The organism is Streptomyces sp. DSM 40750, assembly GCF_024612035.1.
Classification (GTDB): domain Bacteria; phylum Actinomycetota; class Actinomycetes; order Streptomycetales; family Streptomycetaceae; genus Streptomyces.
Window position 1 is genome coordinate 4,348,866 of record NZ_CP102513.1, and the last position, 18,791, is coordinate 4,367,656.

Genomic DNA, 18,791 nt, shown 5'->3' on the forward strand with positions numbered 1-18,791 from the left:
CCGGGCCGAGGGAGAGTGACGCAGGTCGCAGCGGGCGGTACGGCCGCGACTCCCACAGTCGTCTGCCTCACAATGGACGCATGCCGATACCCGGGACCCCCAGCCGCGCCGAGCTCGTCGAACACCTCGTACAGACGCGTATCGCGGGCGACGTCGCCACGCCGCGCGAGAACAACCTCTCCCACTACCGCGAACTGGCCAACGGCAACCGCCACTACTGGCTCGGCCTGGAGCTCGGGGACCGCTGGAGCGACGAGCAGGACGTGCTGGCCGTGATGGCGGAGCGCGTCGGCGTGAACGACGACCCGGGGTACCGCTACGGCCAGGACACCATCGACCCGGACCTGACGGTCGACGCGCTGCAGCGCATGGCGGCCCGGCTGCGCAAGGCCGCGGAGGGCGGGCAGCGCGTCCTGTTCGCCACCGGCCACCCCGGCGGCCTGCTCCAGGTGCACCACGAGACGGCCCGGGCGCTGCGCGCGGCCGGCTGCGAGATCATGGTCATCCCGGACGGTCTGCAGACGGAGGAGGGATACGTCATGCAGTTCGCGGACGTGGCCGTCCTCGAACACGGCGCCACCCTCTGGCACACCCACTCGCCCGAGCCGATGCGCGCCATCCTCCGGGGACTTGAGGGCGCCGGCCGCCCGCTGCCCGACCTGGTCGTCGCCGACCACGGCTGGGCGGGCTGCGCCGGCCAGCTCGGCGTCGACTCCGTCGGCTACGCGGACTCCAACGACCCCGCCCTCTTCCTCGGCGAGTCCGAGGGCACCCTCCAGGCCGTGGTCCCGCTCGACGACCACGTGGTCAGCCCGCGTTACTACGACCCGATGACGGCGTACCTGCTGGAGCAGGCCGGGCTCAAGGACAGCTAGCGCCCCAGGAGGTCACGGCGTCTTCGGCCTCGGGACGCGGACGACGCCCTCCTGGATCACGGAGATCGCGAGCCGGCCGTCCTGCGTGTAGATCCGGCCCTGGCCGAGGCCGCGGCCGGCCGACGCGGACGGCGACTCCTGGTCGTACAGGAGCCATTCGTCGGCGCGGAACGGCCGGTGGAACCACATGGCGTGGTCGAGCGAGGCCCCGACGACATCGCCGACCGCCCAGCCGCCGCGCCCGTGCGCGAGCAGGATGGAGTCGAGGAGCGTCATGTCGGAGACGTAGGTGGCGAGGACGACATGCAGCAGCGGGTCGTCGTCGAGCTTGCCGTTGGCGCGGAACCAGACCTGGGAGTGCGGTTCGCGCGGCTCGCCGTAGCGGCCGTAGGGCGGGTCGTCGACGTAACGCAGGTCGACGGCGGCGCGGGCCTCCAGCATCTTCTCCACGACGGCCGGGTCGAGTCCGTACGCCGGGAGTCGCTGCTCTGCGGTGGGGAGGGTCTCCGGGTCGGGCGCGGCGGGCATCGGGGCCTGGTGGTCGAGGCCTTCCTCGTGCCGCTGGAAGGACGCGGAGAGGGCGAAGATCGGCTGCCCGTGCTGGACGGCGACGACGCGGCGCGCGGTGAAGGAGCGGCCGTCGTTCATGCGCTCGACGGTGTAGACGATGGGCGCGCCGGCGTCCCCGATGCGCAGGAAGTACGCGTGGAGGGAGTGGGGCAGCCGGTCCTCGGGGACCGTCCGCCCGGCGGCGACGAGCGCCTGGGCCGCGACCTGCCCGCCGAAGACCCGAGGGACGATGGCGGGCCGGGACTGGCCGCGGAAGATGTTCTCCTCGATCTGCTCGAGGTCGAGCAGATCGAGGAGAGACTCAAGTGGTGCCTGACTCATGAGGTCAGTTGTACTGGACAGTAATTTCCGAGACCTTACAGACCCGTGTCACAGCCCCATGTCCTTGGCGATGATCGACTTCATGATCTCGCTGGTGCCGCCGTAGATGCGGTTGACGCGGTTGTCCGCGTACAGGCGGGCGATCGGGTACTCGTTCATGAAGCCGTAGCCGCCGTGCAGCTGGAGGCAGCGGTCGATGACGCGGTGGGCGACCTCGGTGCAGAACAGCTTGGCGCTGGCGGCCTCGGCGGGCGTCAGCTCACCGGCGTCGAGGGCCTCCAGGGCGCGGTCGGCGACGGCCTCGGCCGCGTCCACCTCGGCCTGGCAGGCGGCCAGCTCGAACTTGGTGTTCTGGAAGGACGCGACGGGCTTGCCGAAGACGGTGCGGTCCTGGACGTACTGCTTGGCGAACCGGACGGCGGCCTTGGCCTGCGCGTAGGCGCCGAAGGCGATGCCCCAGCGCTCGGAGGCGAGGTTGTGGCCCAGGTAGGAGAAGCCCTTGTTCTCCTCGCCGAGCAGGTCCTCGACCGGGACCTTGACGTCGACGAACGCCAGCTCGGCGGTGTCGGAGGTGCGCAGGCCCAGCTTGTCGAGCTTGCGGCCTATGGAGTAGCCCTCGGACTTGGTGTCCACGGCGAAGAGGGAGATGCCGTGGCGGCGGTCCTCGGCGCTGGGCGCGTCGGTGCGGGCGCAGACGATGACACGGTCGGCGTGGACACCACCGGTGATGAAGGTCTTGGAGCCGTTGAGGACGTAGTGCGTGCCGTCCTCGCTGAGCTTGGCGGTGGTCTTCATGCCCGCGAGGTCGGACCCGGTGCCCGGCTCGGTCATGGCCAGCGCCCACATCTCCTCACCGGAGACGAACTTCGACAGGAACCGCTTCTTCTGCTCGTCCGTGGCCAGCATCTTGATGTACGGCAGACCGAGCAGCACGTGCACACCGGAGCCGCCGAACTGGACGCCCGCGCGGGCCGTCTCCTCGTACATCACGGCTTCGAACTTGTACGAGTCGATGCCGGCGCCGCCGTACTCCTCGTCGACGCGGATGCCGAAGAGGCCCAGCTCGGCGAGCTTGTAGTAGAACTCGCGCGGCGCCTGGCCGGCGGCGAACCACTCGTCGTACACGGGCACGACCTCGGCCTCGATGAAGGCACGCAGGGTCTCCCGGAACGCCTCGTGATCCTCGTTGAACACCGTACGGCGCACCGCCGGCCCCTCTCTGCGCCTAAGCCGGCGCCGCTCTCGCGGATGTGGTTGCGCGCCATTGGGGTTCCTCAATTGACGGTTGCGGTTCGGACCGATGATGGTTGCGGTTCGGACCGACACCCCTAAGCGCTTGCTCAGGCAACCGTACCGGCGGGTAGGCGAGGGCGTCCAGAGCAACCCGTCCGTAACGCTCGTCACTCCCCCGCGGCCGCCGCCTCGAACGCCCCCCGAGCCATTCGGTGCAGCAGCGCCGCCGTGGTCGCCCGCCCGGGCAGGGCGCCGGGCCGGCCCAGATGCGGCGTCGAGTTCAGCAGCCCGAACACCGAGTGCACGGCGGAGCGTGCCGCCGGCTCCGCCAGGCCCGGGTAGACCTCGCGCAGCACCTCCACCCACAGCTCGACGTACTGCCGCTGCAGCTGCCGTACGAGCTTGCGGTCGCTGTCGCGGAGGCGGTCCAGCTCGCGGTCGTGCAGGGTGATGAGGGGACGGTCGTCGAGGGCGAAGTCGATGTGCCCCTCGATGAGCGAGTCGAGGACCGCCTCCGCCGAACCCCCGTCGGCCTCGGCCAGACGGCGCTTCGCGCCGGTCAGGAGCTGCCCACTGATCCCCACCAACAGCTCCGCGAGCATCGCGTCCTTGCCGGCGAAGTGGCGGTAGAGGCCGGGCCCGCTGATGCCGACGGCGGCTCCTATCTCGTCGACACCGACACCATGGAAGCCACGCGCGGCGAAGAGCCGGGCGGCCTCCTTGAGGATCTGCTCGCGGCGGGTGGGCGCGTCGGTTCTCGTGGCCATGGAGCCAATTCTAGACAGGGAGGTTAGCGGTCGTTAACCTGAAGGAAACGCGTTAACGCTCATTAACAGGTGACCACTGGGTGAGGGGACCGCACGATGGACCAGGCACCGGTGCTGACGACCGCGGCAGACCCCGCGGCGGAGCCCTTCCGTGCCAACGAGGCCGCGCACCGCGCGCTGGGCGAGGAGCTGCGGGCCAAGCTGGCCGCGGCCCGGCTCGGCGGCGGCGAGAAGGCGCGCGCCCGGCACACCGCACGCGGCAAGCTGCTGCCGCGCGACAGGGTGGACACCCTCCTCGACCCCGGCTCCCCCTTCCTGGAGCTGGCGCCGCTGGCCGCCGACGGCATGTACGACGGCCAGGCCCCGGCGGCGGGCGTGATCGCCGGGATCGGCCGGGTCAGCGGCCGCGAGTGCGTCGTCGTCGCCAATGACGCCACCGTCAAGGGCGGCACGTACTACCCGATGACGGTGAAGAAGCATCTGCGGGCGCAGGAGGTGGCCCTCGAGAACCGCCTCCCCTGCCTCTATCTCGTCGACTCCGGCGGAGCCTTCCTCCCCATGCAGGACGAGGTCTTCCCCGACCGCGAGCACTTCGGCCGCATCTTCTACAACCAGGCCCGGATGTCCGGCGCCGGCATCCCGCAGATCGCGGCCGTCCTCGGCTCGTGCACTGCGGGCGGCGCGTACGTCCCCGCCATGAGCGACGAAGCCGTGATCGTCCGGGACCAAGGGACGATCTTCCTCGGCGGCCCCCCGCTCGTGAAAGCCGCCACCGGAGAGGTCGTCACCGCCGAGGAGCTGGGCGGCGGCGAGGTCCACTCCCGGATCTCCGGCGTCACCGACCACCTCGCGGAGAACGACGCCCACGCGCTGCGCATCGTGCGGACCATCGTCTCCACCCTCCCCTCCCGGGGCCCGCTCCCCTGGTCGGTCGAGCCGGCCGCCGAGCCCAAGGTGGACCCGTACACGCTGTACGGCGCCGTGCCGGTCGACTCCCGCACGCCGTACGACGTACGCGAGGTCATCGCACGCGTGGTCGACGGTTCGCGGTTCGCCGAGTTCAAGGCGGAGTTCGGGCAGACCCTCGTCACCGGCTTCGCCCGGATCCACGGCCACCCGGTCGGGATCGTCGCCAACAACGGCATCCTCTTCTCCGAGTCCGCCCAGAAGGGCGCCCACTTCATCGAGCTGTGTGACCAGCGCTCCATCCCGCTGGTCTTCCTGCAGAACATCTCCGGCTTCATGGTCGGCCGGGACTACGAGGCCGGTGGCATCGCCAAGCACGGCGCCAAGATGGTGACCGCCGTGGCCTGCACCCGCGTCCCCAAGCTGACGGTCGTGATCGGCGGCTCGTACGGCGCGGGCAACTACTCGATGTGCGGCCGGGCCTACTCCCCCCGCTTCCTGTGGATGTGGCCCAACGCCAAGATCTCCGTGATGGGCGGCGAGCAGGCCGCGTCCGTCCTGGCGACCGTGAAGCGGGACCAGTCGGAGGCACGCGGCGAGGACTGGTCGGCGGACGAGGAAGAGGCCTTCAAGGCCCCGATCCGCGCCCAGTACGAGCGCCAGGGCAACGCCTACTACGCCACCGCCCGCCTCTGGGACGACGGCGTGATCGACCCGCTGGAGACCCGGCAGGTCCTGGGCCTCGCCCTGACCGCCTGCGCCAACGCGCCCCTGGGTGACCCCCAGTTCGGCGTCTTCCGGATGTGAGGGGGCTTCGCACGATGACCTCGACAACGACCACGACCGTGACAACGACCGCGACAACGACTTCGACAGTGGCTTCGACGATGACGATGTTCGACACGGTGCTGGTGGCCAACCGCGGCGAGATCGCCGTCCGCGTCATCCGCACCCTCCGCGCCCTCGGCGTCCGCTCCGTCGCCGTCCACTCCGACGCGGACGCCGACGCCCGGCATGTACGGGAGGCCGACACGGCGGTACGGATCGGTCCGGCGCCGGCGGCCGAGAGCTATCTGTCGGTGGAGCGGCTGCTGGAGGCGGCGGCCCGGACGGGCGCGCAGGCGGTGCACCCGGGGTACGGCTTCCTCGCCGAGAACGCGGAGTTCGCGCGGGCGTGCGCCGACGCCGGGCTGGTCTTCATCGGCCCGCCGGCCGACGCGATCTCCCTCATGGGCGACAAGATCCGCGCCAAGGAGACGGTACGGGCGGCCGGGGTGCCGGTGGTGCCCGGTTCCAGCGGCAGCGGACTCACCGACACCCAACTCGCCGACGCGGCACGGGAGATCGGCATGCCCGTGCTGCTGAAGCCCAGCGCGGGCGGCGGCGGCAAGGGCATGCGGCTGGTACGTGACGCGGCCCTGCTGGCCGACGAGATCGCCGCCGCCCGGCGCGAGGCCCGCGCCTCCTTCGGCGACGACACCCTCCTCGTCGAGCGGTGGATCGACCGCCCCCGGCACATCGAGATCCAGGTCCTGGCCGACGGCCACGGCAATGTCGTCCACCTCGGCGAACGCGAGTGCTCCCTCCAGCGCCGCCACCAGAAGATCATCGAGGAGGCGCCCAGCGTCCTGCTCGACGAGGCCACCCGCGCCGCGATGGGAGAGGCGGCCGTCCAGGCGGCCCGCTCCTGCGGCTACTCCGGCGCGGGCACGGTCGAGTTCATCGTCCCCGGCGGCGACCCCTCCTCGTACTACTTCATGGAGATGAACACCCGCCTCCAGGTCGAACACCCGGTGACCGAGCTGGTCACGGGCGTCGACCTGGTGGAGTGGCAGCTCCGGGTGGCGGCGGGCGAGCGGCTGGCGTTCGCGCAGGAGGACGTACGGCTGACGGGCCACGCGGTCGAGGCCCGCATCTGCGCCGAGGACCCCGCGCGCGGGTTCCTGCCCTCGGGCGGCACGATCCTGCGTCTGCGCGAGCCGGAGGGCGACGGCATCCGGACCGACTCCGGCCTCAGCGAGGGCACGGAGGTCGGCTCGCTGTACGACCCGATGCTCGCCAAGGTCATCGCCTACGGCCCCGACCGCCCCACCGCCCTGCGCCGACTCCGCGCGGCGCTCGCGGAGACGGTCACCCTGGGCGTGCAGACGAACGCCGGGTTCCTGCGGCGACTGCTGGCCCATCCGGCGGTGGTGGCGGGCGAGCTGGACACGGGGTTGGTGGAGCGGGAGGTCGAGGGGCTGGTGTCGGGGGAGGTGCCGGAGGAGGTGTACGAGGCGGCGGCGGCCGTACGACTCGACGAGCTGAGGCCTCGGGGGGGCGGCTGGACCGACCCCTTCTCGGTGCCGAGCGGCTGGCGTCTGGGTGGTGAACCGGCACCTTTGACCTTCGACCTGCGAGCAGCGGGACTCGAACCCGTCACCCACCGCCCCCGAGGCGCCCACACCGTCACCGACGACCAGGTCTCCGTGACCCTGGACGGCGTCCGCCACACCTTCCACCGCGCCGCCGACTGGGTCGGCCGCGACGGCGACGCCTGGCACGTGCGCGACCACGACCCCGTCGCCGCCGCCCTCACCGGCGCCGCCCACGCGGGTGCCGACTCGCTGACCGCGCCGATGCCCGGCACGGTCACCGTGGTGAAGGTGGCCGTGGGGGACCAAGTGACCGCAGGGCAGAGCCTGTTGGTGGTGGAGGCGATGAAGATGGAGCACGTCGTCTCCGCGCCGCACGCCGGGACGGTCACCGAGCTGGACGTCACGCCCGGCACGACCGTCGCCATGGACCAGGTGCTGGCGGTCGTCGCACCTCATGAGGAGGAGCACCACGAGGAGGCGGCGACATGACCGTCCCCGGCCTGCCCATGACCGTGGCCGCACCGCCCGCCGACGGTCTCCCCGCCCGCGTCCGTATCCACGAGGTCGGCGCCCGTGACGGCCTGCAGAACGAGAAGGCGACCGTCCCCACGGAGGTGAAGGCGGAGTTCGTCCACCGTCTGGCCGACGCGGGCCTCACCACCATCGAGGCCACCAGCTTCGTCCACCCCAAGTGGGTGCCCCAACTGGCGGACGCGGAGGCCCTGTTCCCCCTCCTCGGCGATCTTGAGGCGGCCCTCCCCGTCCTCGTCCCCAACGAACGCGGCCTCGACCGCGCCCTCGCCCTCGGCGCCCGCCGCGTCGCCGTCTTCGCCAGCGCGACGGAGTCCTTCGCCAAGGCCAACCTCAACCGGACGGTCGACGAGGCGCTGGCGATGTTCGACCCGGTGGTGACGCGGGCGAAGGCCGAGGGGGTACACGTCCGGGGCTACCTCTCCATGTGCTTCGGCGACCCCTGGGAAGGCCCCGTCCCGATCCCCCAGGTCGTACGGGTCTGCCGCGCGCTCCTCGACATGGGCTGCGACGAACTGAGCCTCGGAGACACGATCGGTGTGGCGACCCCGGGCCACGTCCAGGCACTGCTCACCGCCCTGAACGCGGCGGACGTACCGACCCCGTCCCTCGGCGTCCACTTCCACGACACCTACGGCCAGGCCCTCGCCAACACCCTCGCGGCGCTGCGGCACGGCGTCACGACGGTCGACGCGTCGGCCGGCGGCCTCGGCGGCTGCCCGTACGCGAAGAGCGCCACCGGAAACCTCGCCACCGAAGACCTCGTGTGGATGCTGAGCGGCCTCGGCATCGACACGGGCGTCGACCTCGGCCGCCTCGTCGCCACGAGCGCGTGGATGGCCGGACACCTGGGCCGACCCAGCCCGTCCCGCACCGTACGAGCCCTGTCCCACGAGGACGACGAGGGCCACGAGCACCACAAGGAGCAGTGACGTCATGGACCACCGCCTCTCCCCCGAACTGGAAGAACTCCGCCGTACGGTCGAGGAGTTCGCGCACGAGGTCGTCGCGCCCAAGATCGGCGACTTCTACGAGCGGCACGAGTTCCCGTACGAGATCGTGCGCGAGATGGGCCGCATGGGGCTGTTCGGACTGCCGTTCCCGGAGGAGTACGGCGGCATGGGCGGCGACTATCTGGCCCTGGGCATCGCGCTGGAGGAACTCGCCCGAGTGGACTCCTCCGTGGCAATCACGCTCGAAGCCGGTGTCTCCCTGGGCGCGATGCCGATCCACCTCTTCGGCACGCGGGCCCAGAAGGAGGAGTGGCTGCCGCGCCTCTGCTCGGGCGAGATACTGGGCGCGTTCGGCCTCACCGAACCGGACGGCGGCTCGGACGCGGGCGCGACCCGTACGACCGCCCGCCTGGACGAGTCGACGAACGAGTGGGTGATCAATGGCAGCAAGTGCTTCATCACCAACTCGGGCACGGACATCACGGCGCTGGTGACGGTCACGGCGGTGACCGGCCGGGGGCCCGACGGCAAACCCCTCATCTCCTCGATCATCGTCCCGTCGGGCACGCCGGGCTTCACGGTGGCCGCCCCCTACTCCAAGGTCGGCTGGAACGCCTCGGACACCCGTGAACTGTCCTTCTCCGACGTACGGGTCCCGGCGGAGAACCTCCTCGGCGAACTCGGCCGCGGTTACGCCCAGTTCCTCCGCATCCTCGACGAGGGCCGCATCGCCATCTCGGCCCTCGCCACGGGTCTCGCCCAGGGCTGTGTCGACGAGTCGGTGAGGTACGCCAAGGAGCGGCACGCCTTCGGCCGGCCGATCGGCGCCAACCAGGCCATCCAGTTCAAGATCGCCGACATGGAGATGAAGGCCCACACGGCCCGCCTCGCCTGGCGGGACGCCGCCTCCCGCCTGGTCTCCGGCGAACCCTTCAAGAAGGAGGCGGCCCTCGCGAAGCTCTACTCCTCCACCATCGCCGTCGACAACGCCCGCGAGGCCACCCAGATCCACGGCGGCTACGGCTTCATGAACGAGTACCCCGTCGCCCGCATGTGGCGCGACTCCAAGATCCTTGAGATCGGCGAGGGCACGAGCGAGGTACAGCGGATGCTGATCGCGAGGGAGCTGGGACTGGTCGGCTAGTGCTGTGACCGCGTTGGTTCGCCGGGTTGGTGGTCGTGGCGGTTGGATGTGTGGTGACGTCCGATCCGACCGCTGGAGGTGCGGTGGCTGAGCCTGTCCGTGTGCGCAGACTGACCGACCAGGAGGGGCAGCGGCTGCAGCAGATCGTGCGTCGGGGCAGCACGAGTTCGGTTCGCTACCGGCGGGCGATGATGCTGCTGGCCTCGGCCGGCGGGAACCGCGTGCCGGTGATCGCCCAGCTGGTGCAGGCCGACGAGGACACCGTCAGGGATGTGATCCACCGGTTCAACGAGATCGGCCTGGCCTGTCTGGACCCTCGGTGGGCGGGAGGCCGTCCCCGCCGACTCAGCCCTAATGACGAGGACTTCGTCGTGGCGACGGCCACCACCCGCCCGGCGAAGCTCGGCCAGCCCTTCACCCGCTGGTCGCTGCGCAAACTCGTCGCCTACCTGCGCAAAGTCCACGGCCGGATCATCCGCATCGGCCGCGAAGCATTACGCTGCCTGCTTGCCCGCCGCGGCATCACCTTCCAGCGCACCAAGACGTGGAAGGAGTCCCCGGACCCAGAACGCGACGCCAACCTGGACCGCATCGAGGAAGTAGTGGACCGCTTCCCGGACCGCGTTTTCGCGTTCGACGAGTTCGGCCCGCTGGGGATCAGGCCCACCGCGGGCTCGGGCTGGGCCGAACAGGGGCGCCCCGACCGGCTGCCCGCCACCTACCACCGCACCCACGGCATCCGGTACTTCCACGGCTACTACTCAATCGGCGACGACCGCATGTGGGGCGTCAACCGCCGCAAGAAAGGTGCCGTGAACACACTGACCGCGCTGAGATCGATCCGCGCCGTCCGGCCCGACGGCGCCCCGATCTACGTGATCCTGGACAACCTGTCCGCCCACAAGGGCGCCGACATCCGCCGCTGGGCGAAGAAGAACAAGGTCGAGCTGTGCTTCACCCCGACCTACGCCTCGTGGGCGAACCCGATCGAAGCCCACTTCGGACCGCTGCGGCAGTTCACCATCGCCAACTCCCACCCGCCCCAACCACACCGCGCAGACCCGGGCCCTGCACGCCTACCTGCGGTGGCGCAACGCCAACGCACGCCACCGCGATGTCCTGGCCGCCGAACGGAAAGAACGCGCCCGCATCCGCAGCGAGAAAGGCATCCGCTGGGGCGGACGCCCCCTCGCCGCCGCAGCCTGACCGGCCTGGCGAACCTACGTGGTCACAGGACTAGATGTGGATGAGGACCTGTCGTAGAGGATGTCCGAGCGCATCCGCGAGGGAGGCCAGTTCCTCGTCGGTCAGCCATGCCCGGTTCGGATACAGGACCTCGATCCTGAACCGCGCGAACCCCATCGGCCAGTCGTACACCAGCTCGTTGAGCGACGTTTCGGCGTCACAACAGGGAACCGTCACCATTAGCGTCGAAGAGCCTTCGTTGTAGTGCTCCGAGACGGCCTCCCCCCACCAGCCTGGTGTGAGCTCCGCACCGCAGTGCGGGCAGGAGATCTTCTTCAGGTTGGCACCGCAGAAGACCACCTCGACGCTGTCGTGCCACTTGGCTTCCAGGCCACGGCGGGCGTCGTCGTCGGGAAGCATCCCAGACAGCACGGCCGCAGCACGATCCGCCGCGTCCTTACTGGGCCGCCAGTACGGATCAGTCGGAATCACCGTCAGGTAGTTGTCACTCATCGTCCGCCTCCCCGTGCCCGCCAGAGTCCGCTCCTCGTCCACCGACCCGGCGAACCTATCCGGTCGCAGCACTAGATGTATGAGGGCTCGACGTTGGTGACGCTCTCGCGGAGGCGGGCTGCTGGCGGCTTTCCGGCGGCAGCACTATGCGGCCGGTGGTAGTTGTAGTGGATGTTCCACACTGCGATCGCGGCTGACCGGGCGTCCTCGCTGGTGAACTCGTGGGCGTAGAGGACTTCCTCGGCCATGATGCGCGGGTAGCACTCCACCTTCCCGTTGTGCCGAGGTGTGTATGGCTTGGTTCTCTGAGGCCGGGTGCCTTGCCCGACGATGCGGGCGAAATCGCCGTTGATGCCGTGGGCGGCGAACCAGACCTTCGCCCGGGCGAGGAAAGCAGCAGCCGTCGCGCCCTTCTCATCGCCCAGCGGTTCTGTGTAGGCGAGCCGTGAGAAACCATCGACGACGGAGTGCAGGTAGACGTAGCCACGCTTTGCCCCGGCCGACTTCGCCCGACCAGCGACCTTGGCCTGATCGCTGTCCCGGCCATGGATCCGCCCCCCGCCGCCATCAGGGATCCGGCCGACCCTCTTCACATCCAGGTGCACCATGTGTCCGGGCCAGCGGGGCAGTGATCTTCCCCGGATTCCGGTTGTTCTCACCGCCTGGGTCGATGAAGCGGCGTTTGCCGAGGCCGAGCCGGGTCAGGTGTCGGCTGACAGTTCGCCGGTCGATCACAAAACCGATACTGACAAGTTCGTCGGTGATCCGTTGCGCGGACCACTTGAGCTCGCGGCGCCAGGACTCGATCTGCTCGATACCCCATGCTGGAGTCGCGTTCGGACTCCGGTGCGGACTCGACGGCCGGTCTTGCAATCCCGCATCACCGTGTAGCCGCCAGCGATTTACCCACTTGCTGGCGCATGCGCGAGAGATACCCATCTCAGCGGCGAGGGGCGCATTCGCGTGGGGCACTCGTCGTCCTCTCGAAGTCAGACGACGGCAGGCTCGACACCTATCGTGCGCGCCTGCCGCATTGCGGCCTTTCAGTCATGCGGTGCGACGCGGATACGGTTCCCGTCAGGATCGGCTGCGAGGAAGGTCAGCCCGAACCCCGCATCATGAGGCTCGCGCAGGATCGTGACCCCGTTGGACTTCCACTGCTCAAAGGTCGCGTTGAGCTCGTCGGGTCCACCGTCGATGGCCAGGCAAACCTCACTGGTGCGCGGGACGTCCGGTGACAGATGCTCGAACTGGCCAGACCACAGACCGAGGTCAGCACCTGGCCCGAGGTCGAAGGTGATGTATCCCGGAGTCTCGAACGAGGGGCTCATGCCGAGGAGGCCGCCGTAGAAACGAGCTGCGGTGGGAGCGTCGTTCACGTAGACGATGGACACGACGGATGTGGTCATGGTTGTTCCTTCTCGCAGGTGGTAGGTACGCATCCACCAGCCTGACCGGGATATGCGCCGCATCGTGTCGCAATTCCTGAAAAAATTGGTGTGTGACCCCAGACCGCTTCTTCACCCTGATGCTGCTCCTCACATCGAGGGATGCCGTGACCACACAGGAACTCGCCTCAGCGCTCGGGGTGTCCCTTCGAACCATCACCCGAGATCTGAACTGGCTCCGCGACGCCGGTCTGCCGGTGACCGCACACCGGGGCCGCCTCGGAGGTGTGACCATGCTGCCCGGATCCGGACTCGACCTCACGCGACTCACACCGGGCGAGCGTGATCATCTGTCGCTCACTGGGCTGGATGAGAAGCAACGTGCGGAGCTCAACGCATCGGTCGAAAGCCGGCGCGCGCTCTCCAAGATCGCCGCTACACAGCCACGTCGAGTTCATGAGCTCCTGCCGCTCACCGACGTAGTGCACGTGGACAGCCGTCCCTGGCGTCAGGTACGAGCTTTCGGCACGACTCCGGCTTCGCTGATCGGCGCGGTGCGGCGAGGTCGCCGGCTACGGATCGAGTACGACAGCCCACGCGAGTCCTGCCCACGCGACCTGGTCGTGGATCCCTACGGGCTGTTCGCCAAGGCCGGCATCTGGTACCTCGTCGCCGATTGTGCCCGAGTGCCACGGATGTACCGACTCGAACGGATCACGGCATGGAAAGAAGTCGACCAGCCACGACGGATCCGCGAGAGCCAGACCTTGGCCACCGTCGCTGCAGCGCTCATTGCTCAGTGGGAACACGACCACGCGATAGAGGTCAGCGCCACCATCGACCAGACCCAGATCGAGCGAGCGCAACGGATCTTTGGCCTACGACTCGTCTGGGACGACCATGACGAATCCGCCACCGGCCGCAAGGCAACAATCCGCTTCCTGCATCTGGAGGACGTGCGAGCACTACTGCCGTTCGGGAGCGCCATCACTGTGCACGGCCCCACCGAAGCCAGGGCTCACCTTCGCGACCTCGCCACCAATCTTGCCCACCACTATGCGCCGTCACCAACGTCCTGACCCGCAACAGGTGGACGATCGGCTGGACGAGCCATTCCCCAGGGTGTCCGGGAACCAGGAACGGGCACCTCGGGTGCGCGGGTTCAGATCGTGCGCACGCGGCACGAAGCCCACGCCTTGGCAGCCGTGTGCACGCTGTGGGTCCACGGGTCGGGGGACTGCTCGTTCTCTCGCCACCATCCACGTCCGGCGGCTCGACCTCGACGCCGCCGTGACCGTAGGCCATGACCTGCTCGCCACGAGCCCCACCCTGGGCTCCATCCGCGTCGTCCAGCAGCTCGACGGCCTCCGAGCCCTTCTGGAACCGCACAAGAGCTACGGGCCTGTACGGGAGTACCTGGTGAGATTCGATGACGGGAGGAGGGCCGGACTGTTGCTGCTCGCCGATCTCATCCCGTCGCCGGGAGGCCCTCGCCCATGACGCCGAAACCCGCCCCCACCCCTGCGGATCCCGAGGCTTGGGCCGCCTACCTCGCCGAAGGCAACGCCACGCGAACCCGACCTACAAGCCCGGGTGGGACCTTCCCGGCGGTATGGCCGAGGCGAACGAACCGCCTGAGCAGACGGTGGTGAGGGGGCTGAGGGAGGAGCTGGGCCTGGACGTGACCGTGCGCGGACTCCTGGTCGTCGACTGGGTTCCACCGCATGGGCCTTGGGACGACCACGTTGCGCTCATCTCAGACGGCGGTGTCCTCGACATCGAGCCGCCCCGCCCCCACGACGAGGAGCTGTCGGAAACCCGTTTCGTCTCTCTTGACGAGGCAGGCGGTCTGCTGCGGGATCGGATGCGGAGGCGGCTGACGGAGGCGGTTCACGCGCTGCGGGAGAAGCGGCCGGTCTATCTGCACGACGGGCGCCAGCTACGTACGGCTTCATGAACGGCGACGCGGGTGACATACACAACGTTTGAGCCGGTGTCACATGGCGATCCGTTCCGGGCGCGCCGGCCCGAACCGCCGGGCCGAACCGCCGGGCCGGGCATCCGCGCGAGCCGAGGAATTCCGGCCACCGATGGGTGGCGGCGTTCGGTTGGGTGGGCCCGGTGAGGCCCTCAACAGACCGTCGAGAGGCGGAAGTTGAGTGTCCTCGACACGGGTTACCACCGTTCGAGGCGAGCCTTCGCTTCCGGGAGGGGAGGGGCTGATCCCTGGGGGTGTCGTCGACCGCCGCACCACATCACCCTTTGATTCACAGGTAACTCAAAGATTGGGGCAGGCGTCACCCAGGGCATTCCACTCCCTGAAACCACCCTCTGGACAAGCAGTGAGGTTAGGCTAACCTACCTTCGAACTCACCCCCGGGCGGCACTCCGCCCCGTTCGAAAGTAGCCACACACATGTCCAACGCCAGAGCCGCTCATCTCACCCGCCGTGGCATTCTCGCCGCCGGTGGCGCACTCGGTCTCGGTGCCGTGCTCGCCGCCTGTGGAGACGAGGACTCGACGAGCAGCAGCACTGGCTCCGACAAGGAGACGGCTGCCGCCAAGTCCGGCCCCTGGTCGTTCAAGGACGACCGCGGCGAGACCGCCAAGACCGACAAGGTCCCGACGAACATCGTCGCGTTCGTGGGTGTCGCCGCCGCGCTCTTCGACTACGGCATCGACGTCAAGAGCGTCTTCGGCCCGACCAAGACGACGGACGGCAAGGCCGACGTCCAGGCCGGTGACCTCGACATCAGCAAGCTCACCATCCTCGGCAACGTCTGGGACGAGTTCAACGTCGAGAAGTACGCCGCACTCTCCCCCGACGTCCTCATCACGACGATCTTCGACGACGCCGGCACCCTCTGGTACGTCCCCGAGGCCTCCAAGGACAAGATCGCCAAGCTCGCCCCGAGCGTCGGCATCTCCGCCTACGACCGCCAGATGACCGAGCCGCTGCAGCGCATGCTGGAGCTGGCCAAGTCGCTCGGCGCGGACGTGGAGTCCGAGAAGATCACCGCGGCCAAGAAGCGGTTCGAGGACGCGGCCGCCCGGCTGCGCGCGGCCACCAAGGCCAAGCCCGACATCAAGGTGCTCGCCGGTTCCGCCAGCCAGGACATCTTCTACGTGTCCGGCTCGAACCTCTCCATCGACCTGGAGTACTACAAGGCCCTCGGCGTGAACTTCGCCGAGCCCAGCGCTGCCGCGTTGAAGGCCAGTGGAGGCTGGTTCGAGAACCTCAGCTGGGAGAACGTCGACAAGTACGCCGCGGACGTCATCATCATGGACAACCGCACGTCGGCGATCCAGCCGGACGCGATCGAAGAGGCGACGTGGAAGAAGCTGCCGGCGGTGAAGGCGGGGCAGGTCATCGGGCGTAACCCCGAGCCGATCCTGTCCTACGACAAGTGCGCGCCGCTTCTTGAGGAGCTGGCCGAAGCGATCGAGAACGCCAAGAAGGTCAGCTGACCGGCTGAGTTCGACTGCGGGTCGTATGTGGCTGGTCGCGCAGTTCCCCGCGCCCCTGGGTTTCCCGGGCTCGCCCTTTCCTCATACGACGCGCCCCTGATCCAGGAGCCATTTCATGACGACGGCCGTAGCCGCCCCCTTCCGTTTCTTTTCCCTTCAGGTCTCGCGGACGGAGCGGCTGGGGCCGTCTCTCGTGCGTGTCTCGTTCGCGGGGGACGACCTGAGGCACTTCCACTCCGACGGCCGGGACCAGTCGCTCTCCCTCTTCCTGCCGCATCCGGGGCAGGACGCCCCGGCCGTGCCCTTCGAACTGGGCGACGGCTGGTGGCAGGCGTGGCGGGAACTCCCGGACGATGTGCGGGCGGTGATGCGCTCGTACACGTTGCGGGCGCTCCGCTCGGACGTCCACGGTGAGACCGCCGAGATCGACATCGACTTCGTGCTGCACGGCGTGGAGCCGGGGGCCGCCGTGCCCGCCGGGCCCGCGTCCCGGTGGGCCTCCCGGGCGACCACCGGCGACCGGGTCGTCCTGCTCGGCCCCGCGATCGCCGACAACCGCGCGATCCGTTTCCGTCCGCCGCAGGACGCCGATCTGGTGCTGATCTGGGGTGACGACACGGCGTTGCCCGCCGCCTCGTCGATCCTGGAGTCGCTGCCCGCCGGAATGCCGGCCCGCGTCTGGCTGGAGGTCCACCACCCGGGGGACATCCAGGACCTGGCGACGGACGCCGACGCCGAGATCAACTGGATCGTGCGGACCGAGGGGGCGCCGACCGCCCTCGACACCATCCGTGCCGCCCAACTGCCCTCCAGCGAGCTGCCGTACGCGTGGATCGCCGGTGAGTCCGGCCGTGTGAAGGAGTTGCGCCGCCATCTCGTGCGGGAGCGCGGGATCGACAAGCGGCGGGTGACCTTCGTCGGGTACTGGCGCGAGGGTCTGACGGAGGAGCAGTTGCGGGAGCGCGGCGAGTAAACCGAGTTGCCCTAGTGACCAGCGTGAGTGATCACGGTCACGGCTGAGCCCGGGTTTCCCTCAAGTTAATTAGGTTAGGCTTACCTAAGTTGGACGACGTGATGTCACCCCCCACTCACCTCTCCGTCCCACCCGGACCGCCCCGCTCGGAGGACCTCCCCATGCGCTCGCACCTGCTCAATGACACGACCGCGGAGCGGTACCGCCGCACCGTGACCGAAGGCGTGGAGCGGGTGGCGGCCAAACTCGCCACCACCGACCGACCGTTCACCGGTGTCACGGTCGACGCCCTCTCCCCCAGTATCGAGAAGATCGACCTCGACCAGCCGCTGCACGACACGGCCGCCGTTCTCGACGAGCTCGAGGACGTCTACCTGCGCGACGCGATCTACTTCCACCACCCGCGCTACCTCGCCCACCTCAACTGCCCGGTCGTCATACCGGCCGTGCTCGGCGAGGCCGTCCTCTCCGCCGTCAACTCCTCCCTGGACACCTGGGACCAGTCGGCCGGCGGCACCCTGATCGAGCGCAAGCTGATCGACTGGACCAACGAGCGCATCGGGTTCGGTCCCGCCGCCGACGGCGTGTTCACCTCCGGCGGTTCACAGTCCAACCTCCAGGCACTGCTGCTGGCCCGCGAGGAGGCCAAGACCGACGAGACCGCCAAACTGCGGATCTTCGCCTCCGAGGTCAGCCACTTCAGCGTGAAGAAGTCGGCGAAACTGCTGGGCCTCGACCAGGACGCCGTCGTCTCCATCCCGGTCGACGGCAACAAGCGCATGCAGACGGTCGCCCTCGCCCGTGAGCTGAAGCGCTGCAAGAGCGACGGCCTCGTCCCCATGGCCGTCGTCGCCACCGCCGGCACCACCGACTTCGGCTCCATAGACCCGCTGCCCGAGATAGCCGAGCTCTGCGCCCAGTACGACGCGTGGATGCACGTCGACGCCGCCTACGGCTGCGGCCTGCTCGTCTCCCTCAAGCGCCGCGATCTCCTGGGCGGCATCGAGCGCGCCGACTCCGTCACCGTGGACTACCACAAGTCCTTCTTCCAGCCCGTGAGTTCGTCCGCCGTACTGGTACGGGACGGGTCCACGCTCCGCCACGCCACCTATCACGCGGAGTACCTCAACCCGCGTCGCATGGTCACCGAGCGCATCCCCAACCAGGTCGACAAGTCCCTCCAGACCACCCGCCGCTTCGACGCGCTCAAGCTGTGGATGACACTGCGCACGATGGGCGCCGACGGCATCGGCCAGCTCTTCGACGAGGTCTGCGACCTGGCGGAGGAGGGCTGGAAACTGCTCGCCCACGACCCGCGCTACGACGTGGTCGTGGAGCCCCAGCTGTCCACGCTGGTCTACCGCTACATCCCCGAGGCCGTCACCGACCCGGCCGAGATCGACCGCGCCAACCTCTACGCTCGCAAAGCCCTGTTCGCCTCCGGCGACGCCGTGGTCGCGGGCACCAAGGTCGGCGGTCGCCACTACCTGAAGTTCACCCTGCTCAACCCCGAGACCACGGTCGACGACATCGCCGCCGTACTCGATCTGATCGCCGGCCACGCCGAGCAGTACCTGGGAGAATCCCTTGACCGCGTCGCTTCCTGA

16 protein-coding genes and 2 pseudogenes are annotated in these 18,791 nt (G+C 69.1%); 12 read left to right on the plus strand and 6 right to left on the minus strand.

The window, feature by feature from the left end; translation table 11 throughout:
* The first annotated feature begins 80 nt into the window (after positions 1-80).
* Positions 81-875 carry a phosphatase gene (locus JIX55_RS19480; protein ID WP_257564589.1) on the plus strand — a complete coding sequence of 265 codons (795 nt, stop codon included), beginning with the start codon at positions 81-83 and terminating at the stop codon, positions 873-875.
* Between the two features lie 12 nt (positions 876-887).
* Here the strand turns inward: JIX55_RS19480 and JIX55_RS19485 are convergent, their stop codons facing one another.
* The 3 genes from JIX55_RS19485 to JIX55_RS19495 all read right to left on the minus strand — a co-directional run bounded on the left by JIX55_RS19485 (position 888) and on the right by JIX55_RS19495 (position 3,766).
* Complete coding sequence (locus JIX55_RS19485) at positions 888-1,766, minus strand: acyl-CoA thioesterase (protein WP_257564590.1); 879 nt, start codon at positions 1,764-1,766, stop codon at positions 888-890.
* A 48-nt stretch (positions 1,767-1,814) separates the two neighbouring features.
* Positions 1,815-2,972 carry an acyl-CoA dehydrogenase family protein gene (locus tag JIX55_RS19490; protein ID WP_257564591.1) on the minus strand — a complete coding sequence of 386 codons (1,158 nt, stop codon included), beginning with the start codon at positions 2,970-2,972 and terminating at the stop codon, positions 1,815-1,817.
* Between the two features lie 194 nt (positions 2,973-3,166).
* Positions 3,167-3,766 carry an SACE_7040 family transcriptional regulator gene (locus JIX55_RS19495; protein ID WP_257564592.1) on the minus strand — a complete coding sequence of 200 codons (600 nt, stop codon included), beginning with the start codon at positions 3,764-3,766 and terminating at the stop codon, positions 3,167-3,169.
* A 96-nt stretch (positions 3,767-3,862) separates the two neighbouring features.
* Here JIX55_RS19495 and JIX55_RS19500 point away from each other — a divergent pair, with 96 nt between their 5' ends.
* The 5 genes and pseudogenes from JIX55_RS19500 to JIX55_RS19520 all read left to right on the plus strand — a co-directional run bounded on the left by JIX55_RS19500 (position 3,863) and on the right by JIX55_RS19520 (position 10,863).
* Positions 3,863-5,479, plus strand: coding sequence for a carboxyl transferase domain-containing protein (locus JIX55_RS19500; RefSeq protein WP_257564593.1), 1,617 nt, complete (start codon positions 3,863-3,865; stop codon positions 5,477-5,479).
* 86 nt (positions 5,480-5,565) lie between these two features.
* On the plus strand, positions 5,566-7,518 hold the full coding sequence (locus tag JIX55_RS19505) for an acetyl-CoA carboxylase biotin carboxylase subunit (protein ID WP_257569386.1): 1,953 nt from the start codon (positions 5,566-5,568) through the stop codon (positions 7,516-7,518).
* Positions 7,515-8,492, plus strand: a complete 978-nt coding sequence (locus JIX55_RS19510) for a hydroxymethylglutaryl-CoA lyase (protein ID WP_257564594.1) — start codon at positions 7,515-7,517, stop codon at positions 8,490-8,492. The genes JIX55_RS19505 and JIX55_RS19510 overlap by 4 nt, the downstream gene beginning before the upstream one ends.
* A gap of 4 nt (positions 8,493-8,496) precedes the next feature.
* Complete coding sequence (locus JIX55_RS19515) at positions 8,497-9,657, plus strand: acyl-CoA dehydrogenase family protein (protein WP_257564595.1); 1,161 nt, start codon at positions 8,497-8,499, stop codon at positions 9,655-9,657.
* An 83-nt stretch (positions 9,658-9,740) separates the two neighbouring features.
* Positions 9,741-10,863 (plus strand): annotated as a pseudogene (locus JIX55_RS19520) (IS630 family transposase).
* Between the two features lie 30 nt (positions 10,864-10,893).
* Here the strand turns inward: JIX55_RS19520 and JIX55_RS19525 are convergent.
* The 3 genes and pseudogenes from JIX55_RS19525 to JIX55_RS19535 form a co-directional block, all read right to left on the minus strand.
* On the minus strand, positions 10,894-11,355 hold the full coding sequence (locus JIX55_RS19525; RefSeq protein WP_257564596.1) for a hypothetical protein: 462 nt from the start codon (positions 11,353-11,355) through the stop codon (positions 10,894-10,896).
* 71 nt (positions 11,356-11,426) lie between these two features.
* Positions 11,427-12,402: pseudogene (locus JIX55_RS19530) on the minus strand (integrase core domain-containing protein).
* Complete coding sequence (locus JIX55_RS19535) at positions 12,399-12,764, minus strand: VOC family protein (RefSeq protein ID WP_257564597.1); 366 nt, start codon at positions 12,762-12,764, stop codon at positions 12,399-12,401. Before JIX55_RS19535 ends, JIX55_RS19530 begins: the two are co-directional and overlap by 4 nt.
* Before the next feature lie 92 nt (positions 12,765-12,856).
* On the opposite strand from JIX55_RS19535, the gene JIX55_RS19540 reads away from it, so the two are divergent.
* The 6 genes from JIX55_RS19540 (at position 12,857) to desA (ending at position 18,791) form a co-directional block, all read left to right on the plus strand.
* Positions 12,857-13,822, plus strand: coding sequence for a helix-turn-helix transcriptional regulator (locus tag JIX55_RS19540; protein WP_257564598.1), 966 nt, complete (start codon positions 12,857-12,859; stop codon positions 13,820-13,822).
* Positions 13,823-14,033: 211 nt separating this feature from the next.
* Positions 14,034-14,243: a hypothetical protein gene (locus tag JIX55_RS19545; protein WP_257564599.1), complete on the plus strand. Its 210-nt coding sequence runs from the start codon at positions 14,034-14,036 to the stop codon at positions 14,241-14,243.
* A gap of 112 nt (positions 14,244-14,355) precedes the next feature.
* The gene (locus JIX55_RS19550; protein ID WP_306820018.1) at positions 14,356-14,700 is read left to right on the plus strand and encodes an NUDIX domain-containing protein; all 345 of its coding nucleotides are present in this window, start codon (positions 14,356-14,358) and stop codon (positions 14,698-14,700) included.
* Positions 14,701-15,158: 458 nt separating this feature from the next.
* Positions 15,159-16,211: an ABC transporter substrate-binding protein gene (locus tag JIX55_RS19555; protein WP_257564600.1), complete on the plus strand. Its 1,053-nt coding sequence runs from the start codon at positions 15,159-15,161 to the stop codon at positions 16,209-16,211.
* 115 nt (positions 16,212-16,326) lie between these two features.
* Positions 16,327-17,184 (plus strand): siderophore-interacting protein, encoded by an 858-nt coding sequence (locus JIX55_RS19560; RefSeq protein WP_257564601.1) that lies wholly within the window; start codon positions 16,327-16,329, stop codon positions 17,182-17,184.
* A gap of 161 nt (positions 17,185-17,345) precedes the next feature.
* The gene (gene desA, locus JIX55_RS19565) at positions 17,346-18,791 is read left to right on the plus strand and encodes a lysine decarboxylase DesA (protein ID WP_257564602.1); all 1,446 of its coding nucleotides are present in this window, start codon (positions 17,346-17,348) and stop codon (positions 18,789-18,791) included.